Here is a 17,116-nt window from a genome sequence, read left to right on the forward strand (position 1 = left end):
CAAGCCCGCAGGTGTTGCGTGGAGCGCCGGCGGACAGGCCGGCGCCCCGTTGCCTCACATCGTCACCTTGCGCCGGTTGTCATCGCTCACTCGGTCGATCAGCTTGTTGTACGGGTCGAAGCCTGCTTCGTCCGGCTTTTCGTCCACCGTCACCGTGATCTTCGGCGCGGCGCTGGTGATGTGGTGGCGCTGCAGGTACAGCACCTTCTGGTCGCGTTCCTTGCCCGAAGGCCCATTGGCGAACACGCCGATCTCAACCCAGTCATCCATCGTGCCGTCGCTCTCCTTGCCCTTGCCATCGGCGTACTGCTTGGCCGCGTGCAGGTCCAGGGTCACGTCGTAGCGACCGTCATCGCGCTTGCGGGCGCTGGCGGCCATCACGCGGTTGTCGTAGAAGCTGATCTTCTCGAACAGGTCGGTGACCAGCTGCTGGCGGTCGGCCGGGGTCTCGGCGCGGATGTAGCCCAGCAGTTCGCGTGAGGTGGTGTACGGCGGTTGCTGATAGCCCTTGTCCTGCAGGAAGCGCTTCAACGCACGGTTCAGCGCCTGCTCGCCGATTTCCTCGCGCAGCCGGTAGAACACCAGCGAACCCTTCTGGTAGTGGATGTACTGCTGGTTCTCCACACGTTCCAGCGGCTGTTCCTCGATGGCCTCGCCGCCGCGGCCGGACAGGTAGCCGTCCAGTTCGCGCTTGAGGAACTGGCGCATGTGCTGGCGGCCGTACTCCTGCTCCATCACCATCAGTGCAGAATACTGCGAAAGCGATTCGGACAGCACCGTCGCGCCCTGCACGTTGGCACCGATCACCTGGTGCGCCCACCATTGGTGCGCGATCTCGTGCGCGGTTACGTAGAACACGTAGTCCACCTTGTCCGGGTCACGCAGGTCGGCGATGAAACCGATGGCCTCGGAGTAGGGGATGGTATTGGCGAACGACTGCGCGAAGCGCGCATAGCCCGGGAACTCGATGATGCGTACCTGGCGGTGCTGGTAGGGCGTGAAGTTCGCTTCGTAGTAGGCCAGCGACTTCTGCACCGCTTCGATCATCCGGTCCACGTTGTAGCCGTGCGCCGGGTCGAAGTAGACCTCGATCGGGACGTCCTTGTACTTCGCCTTGCGCACCTCCCAGCGTGCCGACAGATAGGCGTAGAAGTTCAGCATCGGCCGATCCATGGCGTAGCTGAAGCAGCGGCGGCCATTCACCGTGGTCTCCTTCTGCAGGTAGCCCGGGGCCAGCGCCACCTGGTCCGGTGCGGTGCAGACCGTGGTGCGGAAATCGAGCCAGTCGGCGTCGTTGGAAATGTAGGTGTTGGCGCGCGCGGCTTCGTCTTCCAGCTTGGGCATGCGCCGCGGCTCACCCAGGCCGCGCTTGCGCCGCTCGTTGCGGTCGCTGATCTCGGCGCCTTCGTTGTAGCCGAACGACGGCAGTACGCGGCTGTTGAAGAACGTGCCGTTGTCGACGATGTTGCTCGGCGCCTGGCCGGCGGTGATGCCATTGGGTTTCTGCACCACCCGGAAGTGGACGTTGCGGCTTTCACCCGGTTGCAGTGGCGCGGCCAGGCGGTAGATGCGGTAGCCAAGGTCGGCGTCGTGCATCGACAAGGTCTGCCCACCCAGGTCAGCCGCGACCAGCTGCTTGTCGTCGCCCATCGAGACATGCACGTCCTGGATCGGCACGGCATGCGTGTTGCGCACCGTCCAGTTCGCATCGATCACCATCGACTGCGATTCGGGGAACAGATCAACGCGGTTGTCCACCGCCACGATGCGAGGCTGCGGCAAAGTGCGGTACTTCGACAGCTCGCGCTCGTAGCGGGCCTGCAGATCCAGCTGCTGGTCGGGCGAGATGAACTCATTGCGGATGTTGGTGCTCCAGTACAGCCAGCCACCCACGCCGACGAAGGCCAATGCGGCGACTCCGGCGAAGACCCCGGTCGGGCCGCGCAGGCGGCGGCCGGCCAGGGCCAGGCGCTGGCGCAGGCCCTGGCTGACACCTCGTACCCAGAAGGCTGACGCCAGGCACATCAAGGTCAGCAGGAACAGGGCCCAGTAGCCCTGGAACGCCAGTTGCCCGGTCAGAAAGTGGCCGTAGCCGTTCATGTCCGAATAGGGCGCGTTGGGCCAGCTGCCGAAGTTGTACAGGTTCTGCGTGTAGTCGAGCAGGCCGAGCACGCCCTGGCCGATCATCACCACGATCAGCAGCGCATAACCGACGAACTTGTTGTTGGTGAGCACCTGCAGCACCAGCGCCAGGCCCCCCATCAGGATGTAGACCACCGAATCCAGCGCCAGGCTCCGCAGGTACAGCAGCGGCTCCAGATGCGTGTAGCCCTTGGCCAGCTGAACGCCCATCGCGGCCAGCGCGCCGGCGGCCTGGAAGCAGATGATCACCGCCAGCAGTGCGGTGAACTTGGCCAGCAGCGGTACCCAGTTCGGCACCGGCATGGCATCGGTCACTTCATTGATGCGTGCACTGCGTTCCTTCCAGACCAGCTCACCGGCGAAGAACAGCACGATGATCACCAGCAGCCAGCTGAAGGCCCCCTGCAGGCCCATGATCATCTGCGAGGTGACCGGCCAGATCGAGGTGCCGTACAGGGTCTGCCGGAACAGCGCGCTGGGCAGGAAGTTGGCCAGGCCCAGTACCAGCAGCACGATGAACGGCACGCTGCGCAGGACGCCGCGTGTATCGAAGCGCACCTGGCGCAGGAACTGCTGCCACGCCGTGGTGGCAGTGAACGCCGGTATCACGCGCGGCAGCGTCGCGCGGGTGGGACGGACCACGCTGGCATCGGCAACCGGTTGCGCCTGCCTGCGGCCCCAGCGCCGACGGCCACTGCCACTGCGTTCGGTGCGGAACAGCGCGAAGGTGGCGGCGAACAGCGCGGCAGCCACGCCCAACCACAGGGCGCGATTGACCAGCAGGTAACCGGCGAGCTCGGGAATCCCGTTGTTGCGTTCGGCGGTGGACCAGTAGCGGATCGTGCGGCCGAGTGCGCGCATGCCCAGCGGTTCGCTCAGCACCGCGATCCACGTGTTGTCGATGTCGCGCAGCAGGGCCGCGCTGGCGCCATACAGCACGAGGTAGGCCACCAGGCCGATGTAGACCCACAGGATCGAGCGCGTCAGCGCCGCCAGCAGCGACAGCAGCGCGGTGGTGAACAGCAGGTTCGGAATGACGATGACCGCGAACGTCCACGCATAGCCCTGCCAGCTGATCGGGCCCATGCGCTCGGGATCGACCCACGGCATGAACGGCGCCAGCCACAGGCCAAATGCGATCAGCACGTAGACCAGCAAGCCTGCCGCCAGGGCGGCGGCGATGCGTCCGGCCAGGTAATCGCGGCGCTTCACCGGGCTGGCGAAGATCAGTTCGGCGGTGCCGAGTTCGAAGTCACGCAACAGGGCGTTGCTGACGAACAGGGCGGTGACCAGCATTCCGAGCAGGGTGAAGATGCCCAGCATCTGCGCGATCACGGTGGGCGCGTTGCTGTGCACGTTGCCGACGCCGCCACCGATCTGCACGGCGTCGCTGGAGGCGGCGGCGAAGGCAAGCAGGGCGAACAGCCCGGCCAGCAGCCACAGCAGCGGGGAACGCAGCTGCTCGCGCAGCTCGAAGCGGAAGAAGTTGAGGATCATGGCGTGCTCCGCTCAGGCTGCCGCGCGGGCACGGGCCTGCAGGCGCAGGCGCTGGAAGTACACGTCCTCGAGGTCGGGAGCCACGGATGCGAAGCCGTCGCCGGGGTCGTTGGCGCTGTGCACGTGGATCACCGGGCGACCACCGACCAGGCGGGTGGACAGCACCACGTAGCGTGCCTCGTGGTCGGCCAGTTCCGAAGGATCAACCTGCTTGCGCCAGACCTGGTGCTGCAGGGCGTCGATAGCCTCGGCAGGGCGGCCGGTCAGCAGTACCTGGCCCTTGTTCATGATCGCCATCGTCGGACACAGGTCGGTCACGTCCTCGACGATGTGGGTGGACAGGATCACCGCCACGTTCTCGCCGATGGCCGCCAGCAGGTTGAGGAAGCGGTTGCGTTCTTCCGGGTCGAGGCCGGCGGTGGGTTCATCGACGATCACCAGCCGCGGGTCACCCAGCAACGCCTGGGCAATGCCGAAGCGCTGGCGCATGCCGCCGGAGTACGTACCGAGCTTGCGCTTGCGGGCGTCCCACAGGTTTACCTGCTGCAGCAGCCCATCGACCACCTCGCGGCGCTGGGCGCGCTGGGTCAGGCCCTTGAGCACCGCGAAATGCTCCAGCAGGTCCAGCGCGCTGACTTTCGGGTACACGCCGAAATCCTGCGGCAGGTAGCCGAGCCGGCGGCGCACCGCGTCCTTGTCGCGCAGTACGTCGATCGGCGCCTCGCCTGGAATGCTGAGGGTCGCCGTGCCGCTGTCGGCCTCCTGCAGGGTGGACAGCGTGCGCATCAGCGACGATTTGCCGGCGCCGTTGGGGCCGAGCAGGCCGAACATGCCGCGCGGGATGTCCAGGTTGACGTTGTTGAGGGCATGCACGCCGTTGGCGTACGTCTTGGACAGCGAATCGATCTTCAGCATGCGACGTACACCTTTCAATGGGCGATGTCTGCGCGTTATCCGCGCATCAGCCTCCGTGCGCATCCGCCGTTGGTCATGGGGGGGAATTCCGCCGTCGCACGTTGGGGCGTGGGGCGGTGGCCTGGCAGCGCTTACCCACGCAGCGAAGATTCCCGCACCACCAGCTTCACCGGGATGCTCTGGCTCTCCACCGGTTGCCGGCCGATCAGTGCCAGCAGGCGCTCCACCAGCAGCTGTCCGGCCTGCTTGGTGTCCTGCTGCACGGTGGTCAGCGCCGGGGATACCGAGGCCGCCAGTGGGATGTCGTCGAAGCCGGTCACCGCCACGTCCTGTGGCACCCGCAGGCCAGCCTCGCGGAGCGCGCGCATCGCACCGATGGCGATCAGGTCGCTGGCGGCGCAGATCGCATCGATCGGTTCACCGCGCGCCAGCAGCACCTGGCAGGCCTCCTGGCCGGAAGCCTCGGTGGTGATCGCATCGTGCTGCAGCGCCGGCTCCGCAGCCAGGCCGTGTTCCTGCAGGGCCGCGACATGGCCGCGGTAGCGCTCCTGGAATTCGGGGTAATGGCTGGAGGCATGGCCGAGGAAGGCGATGCGGCGGCAGCCCTGCTGCAGCAGGTGGGTGGTGATGTCGTGCCCGCCCTGGAAGTTGTCGCTGCCGATCGACACGCCGGGCTGGCCGGGCAGGGCGGCGCCCCAGCGCACGAAGTGCGTGCCCTGTTCGACCAGCCGCTGCAGGCGGTCGCGCGATTCGTGGTAGTCGCCGTAGCCGAGCAGGATGATGCCGTCGGCCTTGTTGCTGTCTTCGTAATCGGCCTGCCAGTCGGTGGACAGCTGCTGGAACGAGACCAGCAGGTCTTGCCCGTGCAGGGCGCAGGCGCGAGTGATCGAGCCCAGCATCGAATGGAAGAACGGGTTGATCAGCGAGTCGTCGTTGGTCGGGTCTTCGAAGAACAGCAGGGCCAGCGTGCCCGCATTGCGCAGGCGCAGGCTGGAGGCGTTCTTGTCGACCTTGTAGTTCAGCTCGCGGGCGATGCGCAGGATGCGCTCGCGGGTCTCGGCGTTGACCATCGGGCTGCCCCGCAGGGCCCGCGACACGGTCGGCTGGGAGACCCCGGCCAGGTGGGCGATGTCCAGGGAGGTGGCTTTGCCTTTGATGGTCATGGGCACGCGGGAGGGGGCAGGGTGGAAGGTGCCTGGGCATGATGCCATGCGGTGGCTGCCGGCCGTCCTGGCCGTCACTGCTTGTGGCCACGGTCGCGGTCGTGCGACGGTCAACACCATAGCCTGATGGAGCCAAGCGGTGACCTTTCGCCTGTACCCGGGTGTCCCCGACGATTTCGAGGCGCGGATCCGCATCCTTGCGCCAGAGGAGGGGGGGCGTCGCAGCCCCGCCCGGAATGGTATCCGCTGGGATTTCGCCTATGCCGATGACGCCGGGACACCCGAGCTGTTCATGATCTGGCCCGACTTCCGGCACGCTGAGGGCGACAGCTGGGCGACCGAGCTGCCGCTGCCGGTGGGAGAGTCCCTTCTGGCAGGCCTGACCGTGGTCAATGAGGTGCTGAGGGCGGGGTTGCACCGGGAGCGTATCCAGCCGGGCGTGCGCTTCCACTGCCATGAAGGGCCCAAGGTGGTGGCGGTGGGGGAGGTTACGCGGGTCACCGGCCTGCTGCTGGATCGTCCCCTGCTTCGTTGAGGCCGGTTCCGACCCGGATCGGCCGGATTCCCGACGGGCCGGGGGCGAAGGGAATGGTAAGATGCCTCGTTCCGATATCCCCCATTCGCAACCGTGGGAGGTCCAGCGTATCGGCACCCCGTCGGGTGTGCTATCACTGGTCCAGCCCCGGACAACGGAAGAATCCATCTATGGCGCGCGGCATCAACAAAGTCATCCTGGTCGGCAACCTCGGCAACGACCCGGACGTGAAGTACACCCAGAGCGGCATGGCGATCACCCGCATCAGCCTGGCCACCACCAGCGTCCGCAAGGACAAGGATGGCAACCAGCAGGAACGTACCGAATGGCACCGCGTGGTGTTTTTCGGCAAGCTCGGCGAGATCGCCGGCGAGTACCTGCGCAAGGGCAGCTCGGTCTACGTCGAAGGCAGCCTGCGCTACGACAAGTACACCGGCCAGGACGGCGTGGAGAAGTACTCCACCGACATCGTTGCCGATGAAATGCAGATGCTGGGCGGCCGTGGTGACGGCGGCGGTGGCAACTACGGCGGCGACCGTCCGCAGCGCCAGCAGGCGCCGCGCCAGGAGTACGGCGGCGGTGGCGGTGGCCAGCGCGGCGGCCAGGGCGGTGGCTATGGCAACCAGGGCGGCAATCAGGGCGGCGGTTACGGCAACCAGGGTGGCAACCAGCGTCCGCAGCCGCAGCAGGCGCCGCCGATGGATGACTTCGCTGACGACGATATTCCGTTCTAGCGAATACTAGATCAATAGTGGTGATATAGCTTCGAGGAAGGCCCTGTTTTTACAGGGCTTTTCTTTTTTCTACGCTGACTTGCGTAGTCGAAAATTTCATATACAGTTGTACATATGCAAAAACAGTAGAAGAAGAGTGATGGCCATGCTGTCAGTTCATGTGCTTGGCGAAGGAGAACGAGTTCCAATGCTCCACGACGAGCAGGGCGTGCCTTTGTTCTACCCGACCCTGTTCGCTACTTCCCAGCTTCGGAATGCCGGGGCAGCCGTCAACACGATCCGAAACAAGCTTGCCGACATCGTTGTACTTCTGCGCTGGGAGCAGGCCAATGGCCGAGACCTGATCACCGAGTTCCGCAGCGGGCGCCTTCTCACAGTTTCAGACATAGTGTCGCTTCGAGATTTCGCCAAGCTCGACATGCGGGAGTTGAGTTCAGTTGGAGAAGGTGACAAGAAACGAAGCGTCGTCATCGATTTTCTCGAGGCGCGAGTTGCCTCAAATCAGGTGCTGGCCACCATTGGTGGGCAACAGCATTTCAACCGTATCAGCACGTTTGCCGACTATCTGGAATTTACGGCTTCGGTCGTTACACAGCACCAGAACTCGTCTCGAACCGCTCAAGAAATTGCGCGGATGGCCAGAACCATTCGCAAGCACCGACCGCGCGGGTTGGCAAAACAGAGGGATGACGATTTGGATCTGCGCTCGCCACCCTCCGAGTTGGTCGAGCGATTCATGGCGATAGGCACTGAGGGTGATCCGCGCAATCCGTTCCGGCATCCGGAAGTCCAGCTCCGCAATGCCATCATCTTCGGGCTGCTAAGACACACCGGAATGCGACGAGGAGAGCTATTGAGCTTGCGACTCGACCAGTTCGACTTGGGCCATGAGCCGCACGTCTGGGTTCGGCGCAATCAGGATGATAAGCATGACCCGCGACCCTATCAGCCGGTAACGAAGACCAAGGAGCGGCCATTACCGATACCTGAGGCGCTCGCCAATCAGATCGACCGTTACATGCTGAATGTCCGTTCCAGGATCGGCCCCGCCAGAAGGCATCCGTATCTACTTGTCTCGCACAGGAAGGGCGATACATGGGGCAAGCCACTCTCCACCTCAGCTCTGAGTAGCCAGATCTTTTCGCGGATGCGCGCGGTGGACCCCGCCTTTGAGGCGATCCATCCCCACGCCTTTCGACACCATTTCAATTACGAGCTTTCCGTCAGCATTGACAAGCACAACGCCAAGATCCGGTCGGGTGAAGATGCTGAGGCATTGCCGTTCAGCGAGGCTAGGGAGCTGGATGTTCGTGCTTTCCTGAACGGTCATCGCAGCAAGGCATCGGGAGCGACGTACAACCGGCGTCACATTCGTGAAGCCAGCGACAAGGCTGCTCGTCAGGTGCAGGCCGCTCATCCCAAGCGTAGCGATAACTCCAAGGGGGGCGGTGGTGATTCGCGCTAATCCAAAGCAGGTCGATGTCGAGGGAAAGTCGACCGCTCAGACAGTGTCTAAGGATGGTTATCCCTTCAAGCCTTCGGATAAACATTGGCAATTAAACAAGGACGTGCAGATTTCACTAGCGCTGCCGGGGGTGGTTGAAGCTAGAACCGAGGCTGGCTTTCGCGCCACGCTGTTGCGCTATGCGGAAGAGGCATCCGCTCGTCATGCGCGAAATATGGAGACGCGTTTCAAGCGATACCTGCGGGATACAGGAGCGTCGCGGGTGACCGTGGTTGACCTCATCAACTGGCGCGCCAGCCTTGCGGCAGACGAGCAATATCAGTTAGGCGGCCTGAAGGGCTTTCTGCTTGCCTGGCATGACTACGGATTTGACGGCGTCACTAGCGAAGTCGTTGATCTCCTCCAAAGCTGGCGAATAAAGGGGAATGAAAAGGGGGCGGCCGTTGCTAGTGGTTGCCCCGAGAATGGGCCCTACACCGACCTCGAGATGGCTGCGCTCCTGGATTGGGCGAACCTCGCGGTAGCACGAAAGGACATTGCATTCGAGGACTACGCATATCTGCTCACCTTGGCGATGACCGCGCGCCGTCCCGTCCAGATCGCTGCTCTCAGGGGGCGGGATCTCGTTCGTGAAACAGGTGAAGGCGCGCCCATGTTTAGGCTCAACATTCCGCGAGCCAAGCAACGTGGCATCGCTTTTCGAGGTGCCTACCGGTCTCTTGCCATCCTTGAAGACCTATATCTGGTGCTTCGGCAGCAGCATCGACAGTCCGTCGCCGCAGTTCTCGAGGCGATTGGGGGGGCGGTTGATCCTGCCTTGGTAGGTGAGGTGCCGATCTTTCTCAATCGCAAGAAGCTTGAGGATGTTGGAAATTTAGACGAGCTCACCGACTATCTGATGGGTGGCGCGCCAGATCAACTGCATTCAAAAATTGACTCGCTCGATTCCGCTCTACAGCGTTGCGCGAAGGCGTCGACTGCGCACTCGGAGCGTACTGGTGAGTTTATTCGTTTTTCCGCACTGCGATTCCGACACACGCGAGGCACGAAGCTTCGCCGAGAGGGATTCGGTGCAGTCATCATCGCCGAGTTGCTGGATCATTCCGACACCCAGAACGTCCATGTGTACACGGAGAACACCGCTCAAGAGGCGGTAGTCATCAATGAGCTAGTGGGTGCTCGACTCGCTCCCTTCGCGCAAGCCTGCCTCGGCAAGCTTGTCCACTCTGAACGTAAGGCAGTTCGCGGTGACGATCCGCGGAGCCGTGTGCCGAATGATCGTCAACACGCGGTGGGGACCTGCGGTAACTATGGATTCTGCGCTAGCGGCTACCGAGCCTGCTACACATGCTTTCACTTCCAGCCGTGGGTCGACGGGCCGCATGAAGAGGTGCTGGTGGACCTATATGCCGAGAAGGAGCGCACCCGGGAGGCAGGCTGTTCCAACGTCATTGTTAATGCTAATGACCAACTGATCCTTGCTGTCGAGCACTGTGTTTCGATGTGCAAGGATGCGAGGGCTCAGATGCTCGACGCGAATCTGTTGGAGGCGGGCACCCATGGGTGATGTCGTCCAGTTCGTTCCCCGCGCTGAGCGCGAAGCCAGCGGAAACCTTGCCGACTTCATACGCTTGGCAAAAGAGGGTCTGACTGCCTTCGCGAATGGTGGCGCTTGGGATCGCGACAAGTGGCAGCAAAACGAGACCATAGTCGTCTTCGCAACGAAAACAGCACCTCTGAACTCATACTCTTTCACGCCCTTCGTCGAACCATTCATGCAGTTCGCAAAGGCATACATTCGATACAGATATAGCCACAGGCCAGTCAAGAGCTTGGCAATGATGCTCCAAGCACTTCGCTGCGTGGAGGCAGGATTGCTGGCGGCTTGCGGCCGAGGAGATGTCGGACTCCTGAGTGGTGCGGTAATGGACGTTTGCGCCAACAAGTGCAAGGAGTTCTACTCCAGCGAGGACGTGCACCACAAGACCGGGCTCCAACTTCAAGCTGTATTCGACTTCTTACGTGAGAACAGCCTTGTCCCGTCGTTGCCGGCTTGGAAGTCTCCTTTCAAGAAGCCGGTGATCCTGACCGAGGATCTCGGCGAAGCGGGACAGGCCCATCGCATGAAAAAGCTTCCCACCAATGAGGCAATGCTCGCAGTTGCTGACGTGTTTGCCCAGGCCGACGATCGGGAGAGTCAGTTTTACTCATCAATCTTCATCCTGCTTATGGCCGCGCCAGGCCGCGTCTCCGAAGTGCTGAAGCTTCCTATTGACTGCATCCAGTGGGAGGAAGATGACGACGGTAATCTTCAGATGTTCCTGCGTTGGAATGCGGCCAAGGGCAAAGGAGCGACGAAGAAGTGGGTCGTGCCTGTCATGCATGACGTCGTGAAAGAGGCCGTCCGGCGCCTGATCGAAATCGGTGCTCCTGCACGTGAGTTAGTCAGGGCGGCGTTCGAAGGCTCCACGTCTTCGTCTGAAGATGTCGGCACGTCCAATCTCATCAAAGAATTTGGCGGCTTCTACTGGCCCTTCCTTGATGAGAAGAGGGTGCTGACGACCTGGAGTGCTCTGTGCCTGCATCGAGAGAATGAATTCAGTCGCGAGAAGGAAATTAGGCCAGACTCATGGCGGATTCCAAGCGCTAACGAGGTGAATAAGCGCTTGGGCGCTGGCAGCGGCCACGGCGAATCTCTTTTTGACCGTATGGGCCTGCGGAATTTGGATGGCACGCGCATCACGTTGACATCGCACCAGCTCCGTCATTGGCTCAGCACGATGTCAGAACGGGCGGGCATGGACGATTACAGCCTGGCGCGCTGGGCCGGTCGCGCAAAGGTTTCCGACAACCGTCATTACGACCATCGCTCGCCGGAGGAACGCCTAGAGGCTGCCCGTGGGCTGCTTCCGATGCAGCCTGCCCCATTGCTCGAACGCATCAAGCAGCGTCAACCGGTGACGTATCAGGAACTTGGGACTGATCGGCTGGGAACGGCCAAAGCCACGCTCTATGGCATGTGCGTGCACGACTACGCCATGGCACCGTGCCAGAAACAGCGCGAATGCATGACCTGCAAGGAGCATGCTTGCATCAAGGGTGATCACGTTGCGCTAGACCGGATTCGCCTCTTGGAGGCGCAGACGGAAAAACTGCTCCAGCAGGCCATGAAAGCTCATGAGGATGGCGACTTTGGTGCCGACCGCTGGGTGGACAATCACAAGTGGAAGCTCGCGCACGTCAAGGCAATGAGGATGGCATTGGAGCATCCCAATGTTCTGGAGGGAGCGGTCCTCAGGATTCCGGATGGGCACGATCCTTCTCCGGTTCGCCGTGCTCTCATGGATCTTGGCGTTGTCGAAGTGCCCTCCATGGATGCGCTTGGTCCGAAAATGATTGCCTTGGCTCTTACCTGACCCGCCATGCCAAAGAAGATCATCACCAAGGCAACGCTGCCAAAGATAATGCGTGAGCTGGATCGCTGGGACGGCAAGCTCACTTGGCCGCTATTCTGCGAGCGCGCCGCAAAGGTGCTGGACGTGCCTTCGATCTCGAAGCACACGATGTACCTTTATCCTGCCGTCAAGGAGCGGTTTCAGCAGCGTCAAAAGGATTTGCGTGAGGCGAGAGATGCGCTTCCGAGAGATTTCACGTTGGACGCCGCTATCCGCCGCATCACTGACTTGGAAGCGCAGGTTAAACGGTTAGAGGACACCAACAATCTGCTTCTTGATCAGTTTCGTCGATGGCAATACAACGCCTACGCGAACAACGTTCGTATGGACTTGCTTGCATTGGACAAGCCGTTGCCTGAGGTGAACCGTTCTGGTCGCCGGAAAGGTGAAAAGAAGAAGAGAGAGAATAGCGAGCAGTGACCTGGAAGTGGTTTCTTTTGAGAGGTCACGGCAGCTCCGCCGGTCGCAATGCACGCTACTGAGTAGTAGAGCCTCGGTTCGGACCGATCAGAATCCGCTGCCGGCTCTTATCGGCGTCTTGCTGGAAGGGATCCGGACACTGAAAGAGCGGCGCGCGCAAGAAGACCAAGCTAAGCATGGTCGATCTGTTCGAGGTGTGGTGCGCATTGCTGTACGTAGAACCTAACATTCGCTTGGATGAGACGGGGATCCTGTAGTGCTGTTCCTGCGCGCTATAGCCTGCAGCGGAGTGCGCCCCTCCGACCATGTGCGGCTGCTGTAGCCGATTCACCGCAACCGCGTGATGCAGATGGGCGCTAAAGATCTGAAGTGCGCTTCCCTCGCCGTCCCGTGGAGATCCAATGGCGTAGGAAGAGTTAGGGTCGGTGGTCACATCGCCGTGGACGTTCGGATCCGTTCCGGCAACGCATGAGAAGGACCAGGCGGGGCCGTCTAGAACACAGATGCAGTCGGGCAAATGTTCAATTTCCTCAATCCCAAGCTGCTTGAACAGTTCGCCGGAGTTCATCGCTTCAGGCAGCTTTCGGAGGGGGCGCGCAGAATAGGCGATTACTCCCGCAAAGTACGTATTGCGGCGGATGGATGCAGCTTCCATCACGTCGACCGCAGATTTGATGTTCTCAAGGGCCTCGACCAGGCTGCCCGCCCAGCGGTAGTGTCGCCCCTTGGGGGTGAGAAACGATGGGCTGGTACTCATCCGGACGGTTTCCCTCACTATTTCTAGAGAGCTCTTGACCTCAATGATCGCAGCAACGGATTCAGGCCTAACGATCGAAAATTCATCGGCGCGTAACAGCGGGGTAAAGTCCTGCTTGTCATGCGCGAGGCAGTCGATCTGGCGCCAGGATCGATCAACCTGATTGTCTTGCTCTCGATCATGATCGGTCACGAATCCGCTGGTAACCAGGAAGCGTGATGGGAGATGCTGCTTGAGGAACTCTCGCAGACTCGCTTCCCGATAATGCCCATCGTCGCGGTGCGGAGCTGCTCGGATCATTTGTGATGGATTTCCTCTTCCAAGCCCAATGATGCCGTGAAATCCATCGCCGGCGCCTTCCCTATAAGGCCTGTTGCGGCAGGGCATAGAGGCCCAGTAGTCACTGTTGTCCCCTTCAGTGTTTATAGGTCCTGAAGGGGTCACACCACGTTGTTCACTACCAGCCACCACGTGTCGTTGAAATAGAATGCAGACGTGCGGCCGGCAGGCAGTCGGCTGCCAGACCGTCGGCCGAGGCGGGGCTGTTAGGCCTCCCTCGCACCGAACGGTCGAGATGACATGAGCATCGCCCGCCTATGTAGGCCAACCATTTAGTCAATCGGCGCATCGCGGAAGGGTGCGATGAGTGAAACGGGAGTAGCATGACTCATCTGCTCCCCCAGGCCAGAGGGATGATCTACCCAATCGCCAGTGACGCCACCAGCCTGGAAGGACCTGCTCTGCGCGCGTTTACCAAGATGGCAGAAGTTTGGAAACTAAGCGCTCATGAGCAGTCGGCAATCCTGGGTAGGCCCATCGACGTTGCTTGTGCACAGCTAGAGGCGGGAGTGACTGACGGCCTTTGGCCAGAAACACTCGAGCGAATCAGCTATGCGCTCGGCATATACCGGGCACTGCACATCCTCTTCCCTGATCAGCAGCAAGCTGACAGCTGGCTACGACGCCCCAACAGCGCAGCACCGTTCAAGGGGACCCCGGCCTTGGCCTTCATGTGCTCTGGTCAACTCAACGACCTTGCCACTGTTCGTGACTATCTAGAGGCCCAGGGAATCGCCGCCTCCCTGACAGCTCCGACGACGTCCAGCAGTCTGTGACCGAGCACCACTAAGAAAGTCGGGACTATAACCACCACCTCGTCACAACCACCAAACCGCATAGCCGATACGTGAGACGAGCGAAGACGATGGATCCTGTTCATTTAGCAGTCTTTGATGGCTTACCTTCTGTGCCCGCCAGGCCTGTCCAGAACAAATTCTTTCCAAATCCAGTCCAGTTGGCATCGTTCTTACGAGCCGCGTAAAGTTCTGTAGAGACAGGATAGTCCACCGGGGGATGGAGCATGCCGATCGAACGTATTGTTATCGAGAACTTCAAGTCTTTTCGCCACCTCAATCTGCAGCTCAATGCGCACATGAACCTTGTGGTTGGTGACAACGAGGTGGGAAAGTCCACCTTGCTGGAAGCGATCCACGCAGTGATAACTGGGCAGCTGTATGGTCGCAACCTCACCTACGAGCTCACACCCTATCTTTTCCACCAGCCAACGGTGAGGGAGTACTTAGCGGCTCTGCGCGCGGGAACGCCTGCGTCACCGCCCAGGATCTCCATTGAAGCCTATTTGGGGAACGATCCCGCGCTGGCGTCTTTGCGCGGCACCAACAACTCATTAGGTCTAGACGGTGCAGGCGTCCGATTGCTGGTCGAGCTCAGCGATGACTATCGCGAGGAATTCAACGCCTACCTGCAGCAACACCAGGGCGCGACCAGCCTCCCAGTGGAATACTACACGGTGCGCTGGTACTCCTTTGCCAACAACGGTGTCACCGCTCGTACCATCCCGTTCGATTCAACTATCATCGACACCCACGGTATCAAGACACTGTCCGGAGCCGATCGCTATATCGCCAGCATCATCGAACAGGCGCTTACCCCAGCGCAGCGCGTGTCGCTATCTCTGAGTTTTCGCCGCATGCGGCAAAGCTTCGCGGAAGAGGGCGACGTTGCCGCCATTAATGCTTATCTCACTGAGCACACGGGGGACATCAGTCACAAAGCATTGACGGTGGGCGTGGACTCTTCACCGCGCTCAACGTGGGAAACCAGCTTGTCACCGTACCTGGATGAGCTTCCTTTCACCCAAGCTGGCAAGGGTGAGCAAAGCGCAGTAAAGATGAAGCTGGCTATGCATGCTGCAGGCTCGGCGCATGTACTGCTGATCGAAGAGCCGGAGAACCACCTCTCCTTCTCTGGCATGAGCCAGCTGATTGACAAGATTTCAGCGCTCTCTACAGCGCAGCAAGTGGTCATCGCAACCCACAGCAGCTTCGTTCTGAACAAGTTGGGCGTGGACAATGTGATCCTGTTCAGCGCCCAAGGCCAGATGAAACTGGATCAGTTGCCGCATGATACGCACGATTACTTCATGAAGCTTCCTGGCCATGACACGTTGCGACTGATTCTGGCCAAGCGGGTAATTCTGGTGGAGGGCCCGTCCGACGAGCTGATCGTGCAACGTGCCTACCTGGATCACCACGGTGTAGCACCATTGGCCCGTGGCGTGGACATCATCTCGGTCAAATCACTGGCGTTTAAGCGCTTCTTGCAGATTGCGGAGCGCCTGCGTATTCAGGCCAAAGTCGTCACCGACAACGATGGTGATATCGCGCTAGTGCAAGAGCGATATGCCGACTTCCCCAATGCCATCTACTACGATTCTGACGAGACCGCCCCATCGTTGGAAGAACAACTTATTAAAGCCAACTCACTGGACGAGCTGAACACCGTGCTGGCCCAGTCATTCGCCGACGAGGTGGCTTTGCTCAAGTACATGAAAGGTCACAAGACCGATACGGCTCTAGCCATTTTCAACAGCCCTCATTCAATCAGGTTCCCGGACTATGTCCAGCGTGCTATCGCCTAACCGGGTACTGCTATCGGCAGCCGGCTCTGGCAAGACCACCTTGCTGGTCCGCCAGGCCTTGGAGCGACCACAGCGCCGCATCGCTATGCTCACCTATACCTTGGAGAATCTCGAAGAAATTCGACGCTCATTCGAGGCCCATGCCGGCGCGGTGCCCGCGAATGTTACCTTGTATAGCTGGTACGGATTTCTGCTACGCGAGTGTATTCGACCTTATCAGGCGGCACTGTGTCGCGAGCCACGGGTTGAATCGATTCAGTTCGTTGAAGGACGGACTAACAACCGGGCACCCCGCTCGCAGATTTCCCGCCACTATCTGGCAGGCGACAGGATGTACTCGGATCGGGCCTCGGATTTCGCCGTTCGTTGCGATGAGCTAACTCATGGTCAGGTCATCTCGCGCTTGGCGGACATGTACGACGAAGTGTACGTCGATGAAGTGCAGGACTTGGCTGGCTACGACCTAGATCTGATTGAGCGCCTGTTGAAGAGCCCCATCGGCGTTACGCTAGTGGGCGACACGCGCCAAGCGACCTACGCCACCAACTACGCGCCTCGGTACAGCCAGTTCCGCGGACCGAACTTGGCGACGTTATTCCAGCTTTGGGAGTCGCACGGCCTGTGCCAGATCGATCACCGCCTCACGAGTTTACGATGCGTGCAGGCCTTGTGTGATCTGGCCGACGCGCTCTATCCACAGATGCCCCGGACCCAATCAGGCAATGATCAGTTGACCGGTCACGATGGCATATACCTGGTCGCGCCCGAGCATGTCACTGCGTACATGCAGGAGTTTGCCCCAGCCGTGCTGCGGCATGACCGACGGCAGGCTTGCGATGGCCTACCAGCAATGAACTTCGGTCAGTCCAAGGGACGCACCTATAGCCGTGTGCTCATCTTCCCTAATGGGCCTTTGACGCAGTACCTGCGCACTGCCGACGCGTCCCGCATAACGGCGCCACCCAAGTATTACGTCGCCTTCACCCGGGCGAGGCAGAGTGTGGCGTTTGTGTATAACGGCACGTGCGCGCTTTTGGGCCACCAAGTCTATACCCCTCAAGCTCAAACGACTTAGCGCCGCAACAGTTTGCA

Annotated in this window: 13 protein-coding genes; 9 read left to right on the forward strand and 4 right to left on the reverse strand. The window is 60.8% G+C overall.

Annotated elements, in window-relative coordinates:
• Positions 1–54: 54 nt before the first annotated feature.
• The 3 genes from ACSYAO_RS05310 to ACSYAO_RS05320 form a co-directional block, all read right to left on the reverse strand.
• Entirely contained in the window at positions 55–3,639 is a 3,585-nt protein-coding gene (locus ACSYAO_RS05310) for an ABC transporter permease/M1 family aminopeptidase (protein ID WP_100437495.1), read from the reverse strand.
• Between the two features lie 12 nt (positions 3,640–3,651).
• Positions 3,652–4,554 (reverse strand): ABC transporter ATP-binding protein, encoded by a 903-nt coding sequence (locus tag ACSYAO_RS05315; RefSeq protein WP_100437496.1) that lies wholly within the window; start codon positions 4,552–4,554, stop codon positions 3,652–3,654.
• A gap of 131 nt (positions 4,555–4,685) precedes the next feature.
• Positions 4,686–5,717 carry a LacI family DNA-binding transcriptional regulator gene (locus ACSYAO_RS05320; RefSeq protein ID WP_100437497.1) on the reverse strand — a complete coding sequence of 344 codons (1,032 nt, stop codon included), beginning with the start codon at positions 5,715–5,717 and terminating at the stop codon, positions 4,686–4,688.
• A 139-nt stretch (positions 5,718–5,856) separates the two neighbouring features.
• Here ACSYAO_RS05320 and ACSYAO_RS05325 point away from each other — a divergent pair, with 139 nt between their 5' ends.
• From ACSYAO_RS05325 to ACSYAO_RS05350, 6 genes are all read left to right on the forward strand, one after another.
• Positions 5,857–6,252 carry a hypothetical protein gene (locus ACSYAO_RS05325; RefSeq protein WP_180847428.1) on the forward strand — a complete coding sequence of 132 codons (396 nt, stop codon included), beginning with the start codon at positions 5,857–5,859 and terminating at the stop codon, positions 6,250–6,252.
• Between the two features lie 170 nt (positions 6,253–6,422).
• Positions 6,423–6,986 (forward strand): single-stranded DNA-binding protein, encoded by a 564-nt coding sequence (locus tag ACSYAO_RS05330; protein ID WP_440566623.1) that lies wholly within the window; start codon positions 6,423–6,425, stop codon positions 6,984–6,986.
• Positions 6,987–7,125: 139 nt separating this feature from the next.
• On the forward strand, positions 7,126–8,451 hold the full coding sequence (locus ACSYAO_RS05335; RefSeq protein WP_223276829.1) for a site-specific integrase: 1,326 nt from the start codon (positions 7,126–7,128) through the stop codon (positions 8,449–8,451).
• Positions 8,438–10,018, forward strand: a complete 1,581-nt coding sequence (locus tag ACSYAO_RS05340; protein WP_049397656.1) for a site-specific integrase — start codon at positions 8,438–8,440, stop codon at positions 10,016–10,018. Before ACSYAO_RS05335 ends, ACSYAO_RS05340 begins: the two co-directional genes overlap by 14 nt.
• Positions 10,011–11,867, forward strand: coding sequence for a hypothetical protein (locus tag ACSYAO_RS05345; RefSeq protein ID WP_049397655.1), 1,857 nt, complete (start codon positions 10,011–10,013; stop codon positions 11,865–11,867). Before ACSYAO_RS05340 ends, ACSYAO_RS05345 begins: the two co-directional genes overlap by 8 nt.
• A 6-nt stretch (positions 11,868–11,873) precedes the next feature.
• On the forward strand, positions 11,874–12,326 hold the full coding sequence (locus tag ACSYAO_RS05350) for a hypothetical protein (protein ID WP_049397654.1): 453 nt from the start codon (positions 11,874–11,876) through the stop codon (positions 12,324–12,326).
• A gap of 55 nt (positions 12,327–12,381) precedes the next feature.
• Here ACSYAO_RS05350 and ACSYAO_RS05355 read toward each other — a convergent pair whose 3' ends face one another.
• On the reverse strand, positions 12,382–13,383 hold the full coding sequence (locus ACSYAO_RS05355) for a DUF6602 domain-containing protein (RefSeq protein ID WP_111007898.1): 1,002 nt from the start codon (positions 13,381–13,383) through the stop codon (positions 12,382–12,384).
• 362 nt (positions 13,384–13,745) lie between these two features.
• On the opposite strand from ACSYAO_RS05355, the gene ACSYAO_RS05360 reads away from it, so the two are divergent.
• The 3 genes from ACSYAO_RS05360 to ACSYAO_RS05370 all read left to right on the forward strand — a co-directional run bounded on the left by ACSYAO_RS05360 (position 13,746) and on the right by ACSYAO_RS05370 (position 17,099).
• Positions 13,746–14,198, forward strand: coding sequence for an antitoxin Xre/MbcA/ParS toxin-binding domain-containing protein (locus ACSYAO_RS05360; protein WP_065427963.1), 453 nt, complete (start codon positions 13,746–13,748; stop codon positions 14,196–14,198).
• 245 nt (positions 14,199–14,443) lie between these two features.
• Positions 14,444–16,024, forward strand: a complete 1,581-nt coding sequence (locus ACSYAO_RS05365) for an ATP-dependent nuclease (protein WP_111007899.1) — start codon at positions 14,444–14,446, stop codon at positions 16,022–16,024.
• Complete coding sequence (locus tag ACSYAO_RS05370; RefSeq protein ID WP_049397650.1) at positions 16,002–17,099, forward strand: UvrD-helicase domain-containing protein; 1,098 nt, start codon at positions 16,002–16,004, stop codon at positions 17,097–17,099. The genes ACSYAO_RS05365 and ACSYAO_RS05370 overlap by 23 nt, the downstream gene beginning before the upstream one ends.
• Positions 17,100–17,116 lie beyond the last annotated feature (17 nt).

Source organism: Stenotrophomonas sp. STK16_22 (assembly GCF_051984505.1).
GTDB classification, from domain to species: Bacteria; Pseudomonadota; Gammaproteobacteria; order Xanthomonadales; family Xanthomonadaceae; genus Stenotrophomonas; species Stenotrophomonas maltophilia_A.